Annotated in this window: 16 protein-coding genes, 1 pseudogene and 1 riboswitch; of the genes and pseudogenes, 7 read left to right on the top strand and 10 right to left on the bottom strand. The window is 42.8% G+C overall.

Annotation, left to right across the window (positions count from 1 at the left end; translation table 11 throughout):
• From ACKPCE_RS09870 to ACKPCE_RS09855, 4 genes and pseudogenes are all read right to left on the bottom strand, one after another.
• Positions 1-732 (bottom strand): annotated as a pseudogene (locus ACKPCE_RS09870) (ABC transporter ATP-binding protein); the annotation flags it as partial.
• Between the two features lie 4 nt (positions 733-736).
• Positions 737-1,654, bottom strand: coding sequence for an ABC transporter ATP-binding protein (locus tag ACKPCE_RS09865; RefSeq protein ID WP_319505038.1), 918 nt, complete (start codon positions 1,652-1,654; stop codon positions 737-739).
• A complete protein-coding gene (locus ACKPCE_RS09860) occupies positions 1,651-2,553 on the bottom strand; it encodes an HlyD family secretion protein (RefSeq protein ID WP_319505037.1) in 903 nt (300 codons plus the stop codon). Before ACKPCE_RS09860 ends, ACKPCE_RS09865 begins: the two co-directional genes overlap by 4 nt.
• Before the next feature lie 4 nt (positions 2,554-2,557).
• Positions 2,558-3,823, bottom strand: coding sequence for a TolC family protein (locus ACKPCE_RS09855; RefSeq protein WP_319505036.1), 1,266 nt, complete (start codon positions 3,821-3,823; stop codon positions 2,558-2,560).
• Between the two features lie 201 nt (positions 3,824-4,024).
• On the opposite strand from ACKPCE_RS09855, the gene ACKPCE_RS09850 reads away from it, so the two are divergent.
• Complete coding sequence (locus tag ACKPCE_RS09850) at positions 4,025-4,918, top strand: AraC family transcriptional regulator (protein ID WP_319505035.1); 894 nt, start codon at positions 4,025-4,027, stop codon at positions 4,916-4,918.
• A 273-nt stretch (positions 4,919-5,191) separates the two neighbouring features.
• On the opposite strand, the gene ACKPCE_RS09845 is transcribed toward ACKPCE_RS09850, so the two are convergent.
• Both ACKPCE_RS09845 and ACKPCE_RS09840 read right to left on the bottom strand, forming a co-directional pair.
• Positions 5,192-5,800, bottom strand: coding sequence for a response regulator transcription factor (locus ACKPCE_RS09845; protein ID WP_024997281.1), 609 nt, complete (start codon positions 5,798-5,800; stop codon positions 5,192-5,194).
• The gene (locus tag ACKPCE_RS09840) at positions 5,796-6,494 is read right to left on the bottom strand and encodes a hemerythrin domain-containing protein (protein WP_024997280.1); all 699 of its coding nucleotides are present in this window, start codon (positions 6,492-6,494) and stop codon (positions 5,796-5,798) included. Before ACKPCE_RS09840 ends, ACKPCE_RS09845 begins: the two co-directional genes overlap by 5 nt.
• Positions 6,495-6,688: 194 nt before the next feature.
• On the opposite strand from ACKPCE_RS09840, the gene fldA reads away from it, so the two are divergent.
• A complete protein-coding gene (gene fldA, locus ACKPCE_RS09835; protein ID WP_024997279.1) occupies positions 6,689-7,198 on the top strand; it encodes a flavodoxin FldA in 510 nt (169 codons plus the stop codon).
• A 245-nt stretch (positions 7,199-7,443) separates the two neighbouring features.
• Here the strand turns inward: fldA and ACKPCE_RS09830 are convergent, their stop codons facing one another.
• Positions 7,444-8,418 (bottom strand): uroporphyrinogen decarboxylase/cobalamine-independent methonine synthase family protein, encoded by a 975-nt coding sequence (locus tag ACKPCE_RS09830; RefSeq protein WP_319505034.1) that lies wholly within the window; start codon positions 8,416-8,418, stop codon positions 7,444-7,446.
• Positions 8,419-8,473: 55 nt separating this feature from the next.
• A riboswitch (cobalamin riboswitch) is annotated at positions 8,474-8,680 on the bottom strand.
• Between the two features lie 67 nt (positions 8,681-8,747).
• The gene (locus tag ACKPCE_RS09825; protein WP_319505033.1) at positions 8,748-9,650 is read right to left on the bottom strand and encodes a cation diffusion facilitator family transporter; all 903 of its coding nucleotides are present in this window, start codon (positions 9,648-9,650) and stop codon (positions 8,748-8,750) included.
• Positions 9,651-9,786: 136 nt separating this feature from the next.
• Between ACKPCE_RS09825 and ACKPCE_RS09820 the strand changes: the two genes are divergently transcribed.
• On the top strand, positions 9,787-10,560 hold the full coding sequence (locus ACKPCE_RS09820) for a threonine/serine exporter family protein (protein WP_276965409.1): 774 nt from the start codon (positions 9,787-9,789) through the stop codon (positions 10,558-10,560).
• Complete coding sequence (locus tag ACKPCE_RS09815) at positions 10,557-11,084, top strand: threonine/serine exporter family protein (RefSeq protein WP_276965406.1); 528 nt, start codon at positions 10,557-10,559, stop codon at positions 11,082-11,084. The genes ACKPCE_RS09820 and ACKPCE_RS09815 overlap by 4 nt, the downstream gene beginning before the upstream one ends.
• Positions 11,085-11,273: 189 nt before the next feature.
• On the opposite strand, the gene ACKPCE_RS09810 is transcribed toward ACKPCE_RS09815, so the two are convergent.
• Positions 11,274-11,945, bottom strand: coding sequence for a bifunctional 4-hydroxy-2-oxoglutarate aldolase/2-dehydro-3-deoxy-phosphogluconate aldolase (locus tag ACKPCE_RS09810; RefSeq protein WP_024997274.1), 672 nt, complete (start codon positions 11,943-11,945; stop codon positions 11,274-11,276).
• Positions 11,946-11,972: 27 nt separating this feature from the next.
• Positions 11,973-13,016 carry a sugar kinase gene (locus tag ACKPCE_RS09805; protein ID WP_024997273.1) on the bottom strand — a complete coding sequence of 348 codons (1,044 nt, stop codon included), beginning with the start codon at positions 13,014-13,016 and terminating at the stop codon, positions 11,973-11,975.
• Between the two features lie 248 nt (positions 13,017-13,264).
• Between ACKPCE_RS09805 and ACKPCE_RS09800 the strand changes: the two genes are divergently transcribed.
• The 3 genes from ACKPCE_RS09800 (at position 13,265) to ACKPCE_RS09790 (ending at position 17,354) form a co-directional block, all read left to right on the top strand.
• Positions 13,265-14,335, top strand: coding sequence for a LacI family DNA-binding transcriptional regulator (locus tag ACKPCE_RS09800; RefSeq protein ID WP_319505032.1), 1,071 nt, complete (start codon positions 13,265-13,267; stop codon positions 14,333-14,335).
• A gap of 20 nt (positions 14,336-14,355) precedes the next feature.
• Positions 14,356-15,846, top strand: a complete 1,491-nt coding sequence (locus ACKPCE_RS09795; protein WP_319505031.1) for a UxaA family hydrolase — start codon at positions 14,356-14,358, stop codon at positions 15,844-15,846.
• Positions 15,847-16,091: 245 nt separating this feature from the next.
• On the top strand, positions 16,092-17,354 hold the full coding sequence (locus ACKPCE_RS09790) for a Na+/H+ antiporter NhaC family protein (RefSeq protein WP_319505030.1): 1,263 nt from the start codon (positions 16,092-16,094) through the stop codon (positions 17,352-17,354).
• Positions 17,355-17,372 lie beyond the last annotated feature (18 nt).

Raw genomic sequence — 17,372 nt, 5'->3', positions numbered from 1 at the left:
TTAATCTGCTTTACGTATGGCCTTGCGCGCCAGTTGTTGAAAGACTCCATCCATATGGTCAGCACCGAACTGTTTCTTCAGGTTATAAGGCGTGTCGAGCGCATCAATACGCCCGTCAACCATAATGGAAACCCGGTTGCAATACTCCGCCTCATCCATGTAATGGGTCGTGACAAAAATCGTAATTCCTCTGTCGGCCGCCTGATAAATGAGTTCCCAGAACTGCCTGCGGGTAGCGGGATCTACCCCACCGGTAGGCTCGTCCAGAAAAACAATTTTCGGTTCATGAAAGATGGATACCGAAAAAGCCAGCTTCTGTTTCCAGCCCAGTGGCAAGCGTCTGACCAATGTGTTACGCTCTTCCGAAAACTCCAGCCGTTCCAACAAAAGCTCTGTCTTATGGGCTATTTCTTTGTCCTTCATGCCATAGATACCGGCAAAAAGGCGAATATTCTCCCATACTTTGAGGTCTTCATACAGAGAAAACTTCTGGCTCATGTAACCGATGTTCTTCTTCACCTGCTCGGATTGCAGGGCTACATCAAACCCGGCAACCATACCTTTCCCCGAGGTAGGCTTACTGAGTCCGCACAACATACGCATGGCCGTTGTCTTCCCCGCTCCATTGGCACCAAGAAAACCAAAGATCTCCCCTTTTCTGACTTCAAAAGAGAGGTGATCAACTGCCGTAAATGCACCGAAACGCTTGGTAAGCTGCTCTGTTTGAATTACAATATCATTCATATTCTTGAGATGCTAATTTCATGTAACAATCTTCTATATTGGGTCTGACGGATTCCAACAACAATCCTTTATGTCCCTTTTCCTCCAGTTCACAACGAAGTTGCACCGCGCTGTACCCTTCTTTCAAGGTAATGTGATGCATATCTCCGAATCCAAAGCTGGAAAGTACCTGTTCATTGGCACGCAAATCTTGAAGCAACGCATACATATTCTGCGCACGAATGGCCCAGAGATCTGTCCCGAAAGAATCCATGATATGTTCCGGAGTGTCAATATTCAGGAACTCTCCCTGACGAATCAGTGCGATGCGATCACACAAAGTAGCCTCATCCATGTAAGGCGTGGAAACCAATATGGAAATACCTTGTTGCTTGAGGCGTTTGAGCATTTCCCAAAACTCCTTGCGCGACACCGGATCGACGCCCGTAGTGGGTTCATCCAAAAAAAGCACGCTGGGCTTGTGAATCAGGGCACAACACAAAGCCAATTTCTGCTTCATGCCTCCGGAAAGGGCTCCGGCCTTTCGGGTTTTAAACGGCTCAATCTGCTTGTAGATATCCTCAATGAGATGATAGTTTTCCTGAATGGTTGTTTGAAAAACCGTTGCAAAAAAGGTAAGGTTTTCCTCGACCGACAGATCTTGATACAAAGAAAACTTGCCGGGCATATACCCTACCCGCTTACGAATCTCCTTGAAATCTTTGACCGTATCGAGTCCGTCGACCTTCGCCGTGCCGCCAGCGGGCAAAAGCAAGGTGGTCAGTATGCGAAACAGCGTGCTCTTGCCGGCTCCGTCGGGACCGATGATGCCAAAGAGCTCTCCCCTGTTGACCTCAAAGGAGATGTCTTGCAAAGCCATGACCTTACCGTAACTTTTGGAAATATGTTCTACTTCTACCGCTTTCATCATTTTTGTAAGTTCATGCCACCATACATTCCAATCTTAAGACCTCCGTCATTCTGAACCAATACCTTGATGGCGTAAACCAGATTGGCTCTTTCGTCTTTTGTTTGAATGGTCTTGGGGGTAAATTCCGAACGGGAAGAAATCCAGGTAACCACGCCTGCATATTCTTTGCGTATCTCGTCGCCGTAATCGGCAAAGACCGTGACTTTATCTCCCAACTTCACTTCGGCCAGCTGAGCAGATGTGATGTAAGCGCGCAAATACATTTGTTCCACATCGGCTATCTTGAACAAGGGTTTTCCAACAGATGCCAATTCGCCGGCCTCGGCATAACGTGCCAAAACCGTTCCGTTTATAGGTGATGAGATGTGGCATTTAGCCAGCTGATCGGCAACCTGTGCCACTTGTATTGCCACGGAAGTTCCTTGGTCGGTCAGACTTTGCACGTTGTTTTGCAGAGAGGATGTCTGCGCTGTCAACTGTTTCTGTAGCACGGCTATCTCGGAATGAATATCATCCAGCTGTTTCTGGTTGGCCGCACCAGCTTTTAATAAGTTTTCGATCCTTCTCTTTTCACGCTCCGCGGTGGCTATTTGCTGTTTGGTAGCGGCTACTTGTTTATTGAGGTCGGGGCGCTGACTTTGTACCGATTTCATGCTAGCCTCCAACTGTAGTTTCTTCAGTGCCAGCTGCACTGTATCTATAATGCCCACTTCCGCACCGGCTGTAAGCTGACTGCCTTCTTCTACATCAAGGAACAGCAAACGTCCCGCAGCCTCAGCCGAAACGGTAACCTCTGTCGCCTCAAAAGTTCCGGTTGCATCATAATTATCCGAACCGCTACCACATGCCACACATAAAGCAAGGGAAGACATCATCCCTAAAAATTTCATTGCTCTCATATACTTAATTATTCGTTGTGTATTTCAATTGATAAATATTCATAAGTAACTGCACCTCATGCAAAGCCTTGACCTGTCTGGCTTTGTTTTCCGAATTAATTTCGCGCAGCAGATCAGTCACCGCCAACGTACCGTTTGACACCTTGGCTTCGGCCGCTTTCCGGATGTTGGTTCGCAGAGCAATGATTTCATCGTCCTTGTCGAGCAACGCCCGTACCGAATTAATGGCACTGTTTTGCTGCGTGGCCTGCAGGCGTGTGTTAAACAGAAAGACATCCCGATTGGAATCCAGCTGAGCACGGTTGACTTGAATTTGTTTTTTATCATTCTTCAGGGTGTACAAACCACCGAAATTCCATGAAAGTTTAACACCCGCAATGTAATAGGTTTCAAACTTATCTTTGAGCATGTTAAGTCCCGGATTGCCATAAGCACCCTGCACAAACAATCCCAGACGAGGCATATTACGGGCCTGAAGCATTTGTTCATTCACATCCAGCCGACCGTTTTGTGCTTCAAACCAGGATAACTCCGGACGACGGAAGTCGGTCGGGTCAGTCAGCGGGGCAACAGTCTCCACCGGCTTAGCAAACAACGCAGTTTCAGTAATCTCTTCGCCCGTAAAAACAGACAGCATTTTCACATAAGCCTCCCGTGAACTTTTTAATTCCGTCCGCTTTTGAAGGGCATTGAGCTGTTCAACCTTTACCTCATCTAAATCAGCCGAGTTAGCTACTCCGTTGGCTACATAAGCCGATATTTGTTTGTGAGTTCTTTCCAGATCATCTAAAAGAAGCGTGTTTTGCGTAAGCTGCTCATCGAGCATCAAGATGCCGAAATACAGATCGTTCACCCGTTCGATCAACGCATACATGTCGACGTTTAATTTTTCACGATCCACATCGGAGTTGGCCTTGGCCAGTTCTTTTTGCGAATGAATGTTGCCTCCATCCCATATATGCTGATTCAGTTCAACCATAGCCTGATACTGATCCTTGGGAGCAACACGGTTCAAAGCGAAATCACCTATTTTCAGATCGATTGTCGTAGCGTCACTTTGGTAAGTTGCTTTGGCCGACAAGCTAAACTGGGGCAAATAGCCCTTGGCGGCGTTACTCACACTAAACTCTTTTGTTTTTTCAATAAGCTCGTACTGCTTTACCAACGGATAATTTGCCTGTGCCTTTTGCCGGCAACTTTCCAAGGTAATCTGTGCCTGAGAGGGTGCGGCAAAACAGCCAATGAGAATCCAGAAAACAAATTGTTTCATAGTTCTTGGGGTTTGAATTTGATATACTTATTTTTGATTGAATTTTCGATACCGCAAAGATAGAGTGTGTAAAAGAGGTACAGACAATCTGTTTGTTGGTCATTATGTTCCAATAGTTCGTTTTATGCTCTTTAAGAAGCAATTTTATGTTCTCTTTATTATCTTTGTGAGATAAATAAACCTTTTGAGGAGGAAAGTATTATGGTAGCAAACGAACCTTTAGAAATATCATTGAAGAATGTGCTGGATTATTTTATTGTTCAAAACAACGAATATCGGTTTGTAACAAAGGACTTTGGCATAGTCAGTAGCTTCATGAGGATGACTAGTGAACTTTTTTTCATCCACCAGCCCTACAAGCTGAAGGAAGGCAGAATCGTTTATGCCGTGAGCGGACAAGTTACACTGTCCATCAATCTGATTCAATATACGGCTAAGAAAGGAGATTTATTGCTATTAGCTCCAAACTCCATTATTGAGATGCACGAATTCACTACCGATTTTGAGATGCGAATGATGGCCATTCAAAATGATTTCATTCAGTTCCTGAACAAAGATGAGGTGCTGGAATATTACATTGGAAGACGAGAGAATCTGTTTTTGCCGCTTTCCGAGAAAGACTATGAAATGACCGAACGGTATTTCTTTCTGATCTGGGATACGGTTCACGAAGAAGTATTCCGGAAAGAGGTAGTACAAAGTTTGGTATCGGCTCTTCTATTCAACATTAGCTATATACGAAAAAGAAGCAAAGCGGATACAGAGACGAGGCATACCAGACAGGAGGAAACGTTCCACCGCTTCATCACTTTGGTGCATGAATATTGCACGCAGGAACGCAATGTAGCTTTCTACGCCGACAAGCTGTGTCTATCACCCCGATACTTGAATACATTGGTAAAAAACACCAGCCGGCAAACGGTGATGGAGTGGCTGAATCAGGCGGTCGTTATTGAATCGAAAGTATTGCTGAAACACAGCGATTTGCTCGTTTACCAGATAGCCGACAAGCTAAACTTCCCCAATCCTTCCTTTTTCTGTAAGTTCTTCAAGAAGATGACCGGAATGACTCCTATGGAATACCAGAAAAGCTAGGCAACCAAAGTGTATAAAATAAAAAAAACGAGAATTCATTAACTGAATTTCCCGTATCCCTTTAAGAAAAGCCAAATGGCTTTTCTTTTTTCTACCTTGTTACCTTAAAAACTCTAAAACCTAATTGTTATCCTAAATCTTTTACCTGAAAACTATTCTCAAACTAATACCTGATACTTATTTGAGCGAAAATTAATTTCTTAATTGCACTGCAAAGATATATAGATTATCGGAATTACAAAAGCATAAAGTGTAATATTGACACTTTTTAAATTATATGCCTTTTACCTCCCCTATTTCCACTAACTTATTAACAATTGCATAAATGGTAAGACCGGCTGCACTGTGTATCTGCAACTTCTTACTTATGTTTCTGCGGTGAGTAATTACTGTATGAATTGACAAATAGAGTTGCTCTGCAATCTCTTTATTGGTCATTCCTTTCACTACACACACTACTATTTCTTTCTCTCGTTGGCTCAATGCTTCTTGGCTATCGCTATCGTCATCGGATTCAATGTTCTGCAGGCGACTTATTTTATTGGATATTACCTCTAAGTCATCATAAACGGATATGGAATCATCATATTTACTCAATACAGAAGCATCGATAAAGGTACTTACTAATGCTATGACACTGATTCCCTTGCCAATGGGGCTTTCCTTAAAACGGAGCACATCAAAGTAATTGCCGAAATTGGGACTCACAATCAAAATATCAATGGGTTGAGAGCGCAAGCAATCATTCAAAGCTTCTATAGAACCTAGTTCTACCGACTGCACCTTGAGACTAGGCAAACGTTTCAACGCAACCGACAAACCGCTACGGATAATAACAGATGATTCGGCGATAGCTATTCGGATCACCTCATTATTTTTAATCATGTCTCACCCTCCTCTCCAGTTTCAAAATGGCCGGAACAAAAATAAGATCTTCTACCTTGCAGTGCGAGTCCAACGCCTCTTCACAGGCGAATATATCAAACAGAGCTGCATTGAGCAGGTTATTGTTTGCGTTAGAAGGGCAATATTTGATAATGATATTCTTCAATTCGGTCAGTTTCTCACTGATTTGGTCGTGGTGTTTTGAAAATGTACTGATCTGATAATTTTTTGGCGCCTGATTATGGAGCAAATCATCAACATACTTGAAGACAGTCTTTTCTTCGTATTCCATGTGTTTCCTCACCTCGCTAACGTACGAGTCAAAGAAATTAAGCATGAGCACAACTACTTCCTTTTCGGAGTAGTCAATGGAGTCAAGCAATTTGCGACGAATACTCGGCAAAGAGAAATCAAGAAAATAAATATGTGATTGACGAAGATAATCAACCAAAGCGGGAATGGATATATCATCAGAATCATCATTCATTCGCGAATATCCCTCTTCAACAAAGTTCACCACCGTGAGAAAAGTACGGTAGTCAACCCCATTCATCTGGCATACCTCTTTAACGGTTTTATCACCAAAGCCAAGCGAGAGTCCGAAACGGCTCATTACTTGTAACAAGGAATAGTTATCACAGATGAGATCACTCATCTTATCGGCCGGTTTGTATTTCTGAATTTTGTCCATAAAATACCTATTATATATTAGTTGGTGCAAATTAACACATAATTTTGTGCGCGCACAATCACTAAAATTAGGTATTTTTCTCAAAATAACAATATGTAGGTACTCATAAGTTGTATTTCCACTATAAATAGGGATTGAATAGTGATTATTTTGGCCATATATTTGCACATAACAAAATCAATTAAAAAGTAGTTATGAGTAAAATAGGTATATTTTATGGTTCCACTACAGGAACTACAGAAGATGTGGCACGTAAAATCGCAGCAAAATTGGGCGTTGAAAAGTCTGATTTACACGATGCAGCCAAGATTTCGGAAGAGTTAGTTAACAAATATGATGTGTTGGTTTTAGGATCGGCCACATGGGGTGACGGTGAACTGCAAGACGACTGGTACGATGGTGTTAAAGTACTGAAAGCGGCCGGTATTTCTCACAAGTTCGTTGCGTTATTTGGTTGTGGTGATTCTGATTCATACAGTGACACATTCTGCAACGGCATGGGTAATCTATACGAAGAACTAAAAGAAACCGGTTGTACATTCTGCGGAAGAACTGAAACAGACGGTTATACGTTTGATTCTTCAATTTCTGTAGTCGACGGCAAATTCGTAGGTCTGGCTCTTGATGAAGTTAATCAGGACGATTTGACCGATCAGCGTATTGACAACTGGATTGAAAAGTTGAAAACAGAATGCCTTAACTAAACATTCATAATAGATATAACCGTTATACATTTCGTCAAAGTTATAGTTGTTTTTCTTATTTAACTTGTATTTTTTTCAAAGAGTGCCCTTAAACAAGGCACTCTTTTTTGATTGTATGAAAGAGTAAACAGACTTTTTTCGGGCTGCCCGAGAAAGATTAAAGCCCGATCGAATCACTTCGCCCGGGCTTCCTAAATAAACTTGGCAGAGTTTATTTCTTAGAAAATATACTAGTTATAAAGAAATCATTCGGTCTGGCCCCACAGCTTTTTAGCAGCTATCATGGCCATGTCAATGGTAGTCCATTGTTTCTTAAGCGCGGTTTCATACCCCTCATTGGGCAATACCTGCGCATTAGGCACACATAAACTTAACCTGTTTAGTGCAATATAAGGTGTTACTTCGTCTATCTTTTCATAGATCTCATCCAGCTCATCGGGCATCGGATAATGTGACGGAATAAATCCGAATGTAGCTTTCTGTTCTTTGATGAACCACAGCAGACTTGTACGCCCGCAACATTCATCATCATAATCCAAGAAAAAAGCCTTCACTCCTCTTATCGCCGATAACATATCGACAGAAGCATGAAATGAAACATACAAATCAGCCGGAATTGCTTCCAAAACCAAATTATTCAAGGCAATACCCTCTTCACAGACACTCCTCGAAGAATCATCAAACTGTATGTACCGACATCCCGAATCATACAATTTCTGAATCAATTTACAGTAGCTTGCACTTATATCTGAGACTAACAATTCTCTGTCTTCATAAAAAACGTCCAACTGCTCAGCATCTGTTTTCAACACTTCAGACAACAAAAGTGAAGGTGCCGGCAAAACCTGTTTGGCAATTACATCTCCCCCGGTGACGCCCGTCAGAAACATGAAATCATCGATAACAGGATGGTGATGAAAATCAATTCTTCCGTTCAGACAAATACCGGTCTTCTTAGCGTTTACGGGTTGTACACCTTCAAAACTCCACATAAAGTCAAGCGGCCACATGGCATTACGAAAACGCCCGTCTGTAACTACTTGTAATCCCGCCGACTTAAGTCGTTCTACCAGATTGCGGATTTCAGCATCTTCCATAGCACGTAATGTAACCAAAGAAATCTGCTCATTCCGATATTGCTCGCGAGCTTCTTTCAACGCCTGAGGCAAAAGAAACGCACCTGCAATGTCAATCTTGAACGGAGGCCTGATGTTTTCCATACGTAAAATATTAAATTGATTTTATCTTGTACTATACTCTTAACCCACGAAGAATATAGACTTCAAACAGATGGCAGGTCTTCTGACTTAGCTTCCGTTTTGATAAACCTTCCCGGCTAAGGCCAGTGGTTAAAGGGGTATTAATTATCAAAACGTTGAAAATAAAGCTTCACAGCAGCGGGACTGTCCGGGATTTACACCCGATTCCCTTTTAATTACCGCTACCGAAAAGTAGCGATAAACCATTCATGAATGCAAATATATGGAAAAGAATGAATAAGCAAAGCAATCTGTTGTTAATTAACACAAATAGCTGGTAGAATGTATTTTTAACATTTGTGCTCCGAACAAGAGTTTTCTACATCTTCAAACTCCAATGTCACGTGCCTGATTCCGGAGTTCAACAAGATGGTTTTCACCTCTTTCTTCACCACTTCGAGTACGCTAAAGTTTTCAATAACAATGTGTGCAGTCAGCGCCGTTTCCGTTGTACTTATGGCCCAGATGTGCAAGTGGTGGCATTCTACAACATCAGCGACTTCCATAATTTGCTCTCTGATTTTCTCTCCGTCAGTTCCTACCGGAACTCCGTCGAGCGACAGCCTAATGCTATCATGCAACAAAGACCAGGTAGAATAAATAATAATACAGGCAATGACAACACCAATGAGGGGATCTATGATGGACCAGCCGGTGTATGAAATAAGTATCCCCGAGAAAACAACTCCTACGGAAACCAACGCATCGGCAGCCATGTGCATGTAAGCTCCCTTCACATTCAAATCTTTATCCTTGTCTTTCATAAACAACCAGGCAGTTATTCCGTTGATAAACACACCCACACCGGCCGTCCAAGCAATAGCCACACCCTCTACAGGTTGCGGATTAACAAGTTTGCCCAAGCTTTCGCCCAGAATAATACCAACGGCAATCAACAAAATAATAGCATTCAACAAGGAAACAAGCACCGTACTCTTTTTATATCCGTACGTGTATCTTCCATTCGGTGCGATTTGCGCCAGACGAAAAGCAAGCATAGCCAGAATCAAACTAGCTACATCACTCAGATTATGTCCCGCATCAGATATAAGTCCCAGCGAATTATAATAGATTCCAATGCTAAACTCAGCAATGACAAAAGCAATGTTAAGTCCGATACCAATCAAAAACAACTTATTTAAAGACGTGATCACGGTAGTATGATCATGATGGTGGTGATGTTCGTGTTCCATCAGACAAATTATTAGTTATTCAATGCTACAAAGATAACTTTATCTTAAAACATATCAAATACCTAGAAGTATGTATATCAACTTCGTTTTTTTTGTAACTTTGCGGCCTGAACTGATATTTCACATTTATTTTTGTATGGACATTCACCACGAACTGAAAGAACTATCCAAGTTTTTGTCCGATTACTCCACCTCCTTAATGGCTGTAGGTGTGCAAACTTCGCGTGTTGTGAGAAATACCACCCGAATTGCCGAGTCTTTTGGATTCGACCTGGACATGACTATTTTTCAAAAAACCATCATTATGACTTTGAGAGATGCCGACAACTCTCATTCGTATAGTACAGTAAGCAGGATCAAGCCTATGGCTCTGAACTTTGCCGTCAACTCTAAGCTAAGCACGCTTAGCTGGGAAGCCTACGACAACAGGCTGGGACTTGATGAGCTCAAGCAGCGATACCATGAGATTATAAACAAACCGCGTGAAAGCAAATGGTTGGTTTTATTCCTGGTTGCTTGTGCCAACGCATCGTTCTGCAGGCTTTTCCAGGGAGACGTCACTTCCATGGGCATTGTATTCGTAGCCACCCTGGCCGGTTTCTTTGTTCGCCAATTCTTAATAGAAAGACATTGGAATCATTTAGCCGTTTTCATTATTTCCTCATTTATTGCTTCCATCATTGGTAGTACCGGTTATTTGTTTCATTGGGGTAATACGCCCGATATGGCTTTAGGTACGAGTGTGCTCTACCTGATACCGGGTGTTCCATTGATAAACTCCATTATGGATATTATTGACGGGCATGTATTGGCCGGAACCTCGCGATTTATTAATGCCTGCTTGCTCATTATCTGTATAGCAATAGGCTTATCGATAACACTTTTAATTACAGGAGTCAGCGCCTTATGATAGATTACGAATTTATTCAAGCAATCATATACGACGGATTGTTTGCCGCCGTTGCAGCGATAGGTTTTGCCATCATCTCTAATCCGCCTCGTAAGGCATTGGCTATTTCGGCATTTCTGGCTGCAGTAGGACATGGACTGCGTTATTTTCTGCTACACACTGAAATGTTCACAATGGATATTGCCACTGCATCATTTTGTGCAGCCGTATCCATTGGTTTGCTGGCTATTCCGTTTGCCAAATTCATCCATTGTCCGGCAGAAGTATTCTCTTTCCCCTCATTGCTCCCAATGATTCCGGGAATGTTTGCCTACAAAAGCATTCTGGCACTCACCAAATTCATGCAAAGCACGGATCAGACGGCTTCATTCAATTACATCGAACAATTCTTCAGAAACGGTATAACCACCATCTTTGTATTGTTTGCCTTAGTTGTGGGCGCTGCCATTCCTGTGTTTATTTTCCACAGACAATCGTTCACCGCAACCCGTTTTATGAATAAACTGGTTAACAAGAACAAATAAAAAAAACAAACCACCGAAATGATTCACTAACAAAATCATTCCGATGGTTGTCCCCTTAAACACCTTTAAACAAAATGGGAAAAATATGCCTCTAATAATATTAACTAACTAACCCTTTTAATCGAGGCATATTTTATTACTAACCGGCCATTTGCCTTTACAAGCAGATGGCCGCATTAGTAAATATCATTATTTTCTAGCTTCAGCAATATAGCCGAAAGCTTCTTGACACTTCGCAACAATCCATCCCCAGTCCTGAGCATCAACTACTTCTTTAGGGAAAAGATTAGAACCCATACCCACACAAGTAACTCCGGCTTTAATCCAAGCAGTCAAGTTCTCTTTAGTAGGCTCAACACCACCGGTAACCATCAGCATAGACCATGGCATAGGAGCTTTCACGTTCTTCACGAATGAAGGACCGCCTACATTGCCGGCAGGGAATACCTTGCATAAATCGCATCCTAATTCCTGAGCAAAACCGATTTCAGATACAGATCCGCAACCCGGAGTATAAGGAATCAAACGACGGTTACAGATTTTAGCAATTTCGGGATTGAACAACGGACCAACCACGAAGTTAGCACCTAACTGAATGTATAATGCAGCAGTACCCGGATCAACGATAGAGCCGATACCCATAACCATTTCAGGACATTCTTTTGCAGCCCATTTCACCAATTCAGCGAAAACATCTTGTGCAAAGTCGCCACGATTGGTAAATTCGAATGCACGAACACCACCGTCATAACAAGCCTTTACAACATTCTTAGCAACTTCAACGTCTTTGTGGTAAAAAACGGGAACCATTCCGGTGCTTGCCATTGCATTGAGCACCTGTATTTTATTAAATTTTGCCATTTCTTTTATCAATTAATAGGTAAGATATTATCTGCTAACACGACCCGAACCGTCACCTTTCATCAGGTTTTCAACTTCAGCTACTGTTACCAGGTTGAAGTCACCATAGATAGTATGTTTCAAGCATGAAGCAGCAACAGCAAACTCAAGCGCTTTCTGATCATCAGTAGGATAGCTGATCAAACCGTAGATAAGACCTCCCATGAATGAGTCACCACCACCTACGCGGTCAACGATGTGTGTGATATCATATCTTTTTGAAACTTTCAAAGAACCGTCAGAGTAAAGAACGCCACCCCAAGTGTTGTGGTTTGCATTGATTGCACCACGAAGAGTTACGATCATCTTCTTGCAACGGGGGAACTTCTTCATCATCTGAGTACATACAGATTCAAATTCGGCAGAATTCACTTCACCACCGGTAGCAGTTACGTCAAATCCTTCGGGTTTGATACCGAATACCTTTTCGCAATCTTCTTCGTTACCCAAAATAACATCACAACCTTCTACCAAAGCAGGCATCACCTCATCGGCCGTTTTACCGTATTTCCAAAGATTCTTGCGGTAGTTCAGGTCGCATGAAACGGTTACTCCCATTTCATTGGCAACTTTGATAGCTTCCAAACAAGCATCGGCAGCACCTTGCGACAAAGCAGGTGTAATACCGGTCCAGTGGAACCACTGAGCATCTTTGAATACTTCTTTCCAGTTAACCATTCCCGGTTCGATAGTAGAAATTGAAGAATGAGCACGGTCGTAAACTACTTTAGAAGCACGGGCAACCGCACCTGTTTCTAAAAAGTAAATACCAACACGTTCGCCACCAAAGATTATTTCTTTTGTGCCCACATTGTGTGCACGTAAATCCATGATACAAGATTGAGCAATATCGTTCTTAGGAAGACGGGTTACAAATTCAGTGTCAAGACCATAGTTTGCCAATGAAACTGCCACATTCGCTTCTCCACCGCCAAAAGTAGCAGTAAATTCTTTAGCTTGTGAAAATCTTAGGTAACCCGGAGTTGCCAAACGAAGCATAATTTCCCCAAAAGTAACAACTTTCTTTCCCATAATTCTGTTTAATTCAAATAAGTTATTAATATTGTTAAGTTTCAAATTATAATCATTGATAGCAAAAGGCTCTTAAACAAAAGGTTTTAGACCCTTTTTCCGAGACATTTAAACCTCTTGTTTGTGTCTCGTGTGCGGGCACAAAGATACGATAATTTTCGTAATTACAAAAATTGTTATATATTTGTGTCGAAAATATTAAGATTATTATTGTGTGCGGGCACACAACCCCATAATACAAAGCAAAAATGAATAAGTTACCGGATAGAATCAGAATTAAAGATATAGCCAGACTAGCAGATGTATCTGTAGGGACTGTAGACCGTGTGATTCATGGACGAAGCGGTGTTTCTGAAGCCAGTCGCAAAAGAGTGGAAGAAATACTGGAGCAACTCAACTATCAGCCCAACATGTATGCCAGTGCTCTGGCATCGAATAAACGGTATTCTTTTGCGTGTTTGTTGCCGCAACATCTGGAAGGCGAATATTGGACGGCCGTTGAAACCGGAATCAAAGAAGCATTGGCCAACTATTCTGACTTCAACACCTCGGCACAAATATCTTATTATGATCCTTACGACTATCATTCATTTGTTGATGCAGGCAAAGCCATTGTCGACGCCAAACCGGATGGGGTTCTTCTGGCGCCTACGGCACCGCAATACACCAAGGTGCTTACCGATGCCCTCAACACATGTAGTATACCTTATATATATATAGACTCAAACATAAATGAACTTCGCCCGTTGGCATTCTTCGGTCAAAACTCCCACCAGAGCGGTTATTTCGCAGCGCGGATGTTGATGATGCTCACCCAAAACGAAAAGGAGATTGTCATTTTCAGAAAGATAAACGAAGGCATTGTGGGTTCAAACCAGCAAGAGAACAGAGAGATCGGGTTCCGACAATACATGAAAGAGCATTATCCCGACTGCCGCATACTGGAATTAAACCTCCATGCCAAAAGACCCAGTGAAGACAACAGCATGCTGGATGATTTCTTCCGGCAACATCCCGATGTACGTTTCGGAATTACATTCAATTCAAAAGCATACATTATCGGAGAATATTTAAACCAAAGACAACAAATACCGTTTAACCTGATAGGATACGATTTGCTGGAACGCAATATCACTTGCCTGAAAGAAGGAAGTGTTACGTTTTTAATAGCGCAGCAACCCGAATTACAGGGACTCAACGGTATCAAAACATTGTGTGACTATCTTATCTTGAAGAAAGAAGTTACTTGCATTAATTACATGCCTATAGATCTTCTGACGGCAGAAAACATTGATTTCTACCTGAAGATACCCAGATAATAAATTTAAAATAGAAACTGATGAAAACAAAGTATTTACAAATTAATCCGGCCGACAACGTAGCTGTGGCAATAGATAATCTGTCTGCAGGAGAAAATATTGTAGTCAACGGAATACAAGTTACGCTAAAGGAAGACATCCCGGTCGGACATAAATTTGCTCTGAACGATTTAGCAGAAGGCGAAAACATTATAAAATACGGATACCCGATCGGACATGCCACTACCGCCAAGAAGCAAGGTGAGTGGATGAATGAAACCAATATCAAAACAAACTTGGCAGGATTGCTTGATTACTCTTACAACCCTCAGCAAGTTTCGTTGGATATTCCCCAGAAAGACCTTACGTTTAAAGGCTATCGCCGCAAGAGTGGCGAAGTGGGTATTCGTAACGAAATATGGATCATTCCGACTGTGGGATGTGTTAACGGAATTATAGCCCAACTAGCCGACAGTTTGCGTAAAGAAACCGAAGGCAAAGGCGTTGATGCCATTGTGGCCTACCCTCACAACTACGGTTGCTCACAGTTAGGTGACGATCATGAAAACACACGTAAGATTTTACGTGACATGGTGCTCCACCCCAATGCCGGTGCCGTATTGGTAGTTGGTTTGGGTTGCGAAAACAACCAACCCGATGCTTTCAGAGAATTCCTGGGAGATTATGATCAAGACAGGGTTTCATTCCTCGTAACACAGAAAGTTGGCGACGAATATGAAGAAGGCATGAAAATACTTCGCGACCTGTATGCGAAAGCATCCAAAGATGTTCGTGTAGATGTTCCTTTGTCTGAACTTCGCGTAGGCTTGAAGTGCGGCGGATCCGACGGCTTCTCGGGTATCACTGCAAACCCATTGTTGGGTATGTTCTCTGATTTCCTTATCGCACAGGGCGGAACCAGCGTATTAACGGAAGTTCCCGAAATGTTTGGCGCAGAAACCATCTTAATGAATCGTTGCGAGAACAAAGATTTGTTCAACCAAACCGTTCACCTGATCAATGACTTCAAAGAATATTTCCTTTCACACGGCGAACCTGTTGGCGAGAACCCTTCACCCGGAAACAAGGCCGGAGGTATCTCTACACTGGAAGAGAAAGCGCTGGGCTGCACACAGAAATGCGGAAAGAGCTACGTTTCGGGAGTTCTGCCTTATGGCGAACGCTTGAAAGTGAAAGGCCTCAGCCTATTGTCTGCGCCGGGCAATGACCTGGTAGCCTCAACGGCGTTGGCATCGGCAGGTTGTCACATGGTACTTTTCACCACCGGACGCGGTACTCCTTTCGGAACGTATGTTCCTACGATGAAGATCTCTACTAACTCGGGCTTGGCAGAAAGAAAACCGGGATGGATAGACTTCAACGCGGGAGTTATTGTTGAAAACGAACCCATGGAAAAAACATGTGAACGATTTATTGATTACATCATTCGTGTGGCCAGCGGTGAATTAGTTAACAATGAGAAGAAAGGGTTCCGTGAAATTTCAATTTTCAAAACCGGAGTTACTTTATAAGAAGATGGTAGTTGTCGGATGCCGGACTGCGACAGCTACTCTATAAAACCGGCATTTATATATCGGGGAACACTGATTATAGCGTTACAAAGCTGCTTGTTATTTGTTTCAATTGAGAAACATCATGCAAAAGAACTGTAACTGTTAGAGTCAGTGTTCCTTCTATGTATTATCTTTGCCTCGCAAAATCAAATTATAACATACTGCTTCATGGATAACAACAACAGCAAACCAAAATATCGGGCATGCTGGCTTTAAGTCCGCTACTGGTATTCATGTGCCTTTACCTGGTCACCTCTGTTTGGGTGAACGACTTCTATAAAGTACCCATTACCGTTGCCTTTTTGTTTTCGTCTTGTTATGCCATTGCCATAACACGCGGATTGAACCTGGAGCATAGAATACAACAATTCTCCGCCGGAGCTTCCAACAAGAACATCCTGTTAATGATATGGATATTTGTTTTAGCCGGAGCATTCGCACAAAGCGCCAAAGCCATGGGCGCCATTGATGCAACGGTGAACCTCACTTTGCAGATACTGCCCGACAACCTGCTGATTGCCGGTATATTCATCGCCTCGTGTTTCATCTCTTTGTCCATCGGTACCAGCGTTGGCACCATTGTAGCCTTAACTCCCGTGGCCATCGGTCTGGCACAAAAAACCGGAATTGATCTGCCCTACATGGTAGGAGTAGTAGTGGGAGGTTCCTTCTTTGGCGACAACTTATCGTTTATATCGGACACCACCATAGCCTCCACCAAAACACAAGAGTGTGTGATGAGAGATAAATTTCGTGTCAACTCCATGATTGTGGTTCCCGCTGCCATTGTGGTGCTGGGCGTTTATATTTTTCAAGGACTATCCATCACGGCACCCGTCGCGCTCACATCCATTGAGTGGATCAAGGTAGTGCCCTACCTCATTGTTTTGGGAACGGCCATCACCGGAATGAACGTTATGTTGGTGCTGCTGCTGGGCATCATCTCTACCGGTGCGGTGGGCTTGTACACCGGCAGTTTTGACTTCTTTGGCTGGTTCGCTTCCATGGGAAACGGCATCATCGGCATGGGCGAACTGATCATTGTCACTTTGCTGGCGGGCGGCATGCTCGAAACAATCAGGTACAACGGAGGCATCGACTACATCATTAACGCGTTAACCAAACGCGTGAAGAATAAGCGCGGAGCCGAACTAAGCATTGCGGCATTGGTAAGCATAGCCAACTTATGTACGGCCAACAACACCATCGCCATCATTACCACAGGACCCATTGCGCGCAACATTGCCATCAAGTTTCACCTCGACCGCAGAAAAGTTGCCAGCATATTAGACACCTTCTCGTGTTTCATTCAGGGAATCATACCCTACGGAGCGCAGATGCTTATTGCCGCCGGACTGGCAAACATCTCTCCTATTCACATTATCGGCAATCTGTATTACCCGTTTATGATGGGATTATTTGCTTTGACCTCCATTCTGATCAGATACCCCCGGCAGTATTCCTGACCGAAAGTTGAAAAAGAT

It is taken from the genome of Bacteroides graminisolvens (assembly GCF_963666085.1).
Classification (GTDB): Bacteria; Bacteroidota; Bacteroidia; order Bacteroidales; family Bacteroidaceae; genus Bacteroides; species Bacteroides graminisolvens.
The sequence above is the reverse complement of the archived record's forward strand: the minus strand, read 5'-3'. Positions and strand labels throughout refer to the sequence as shown.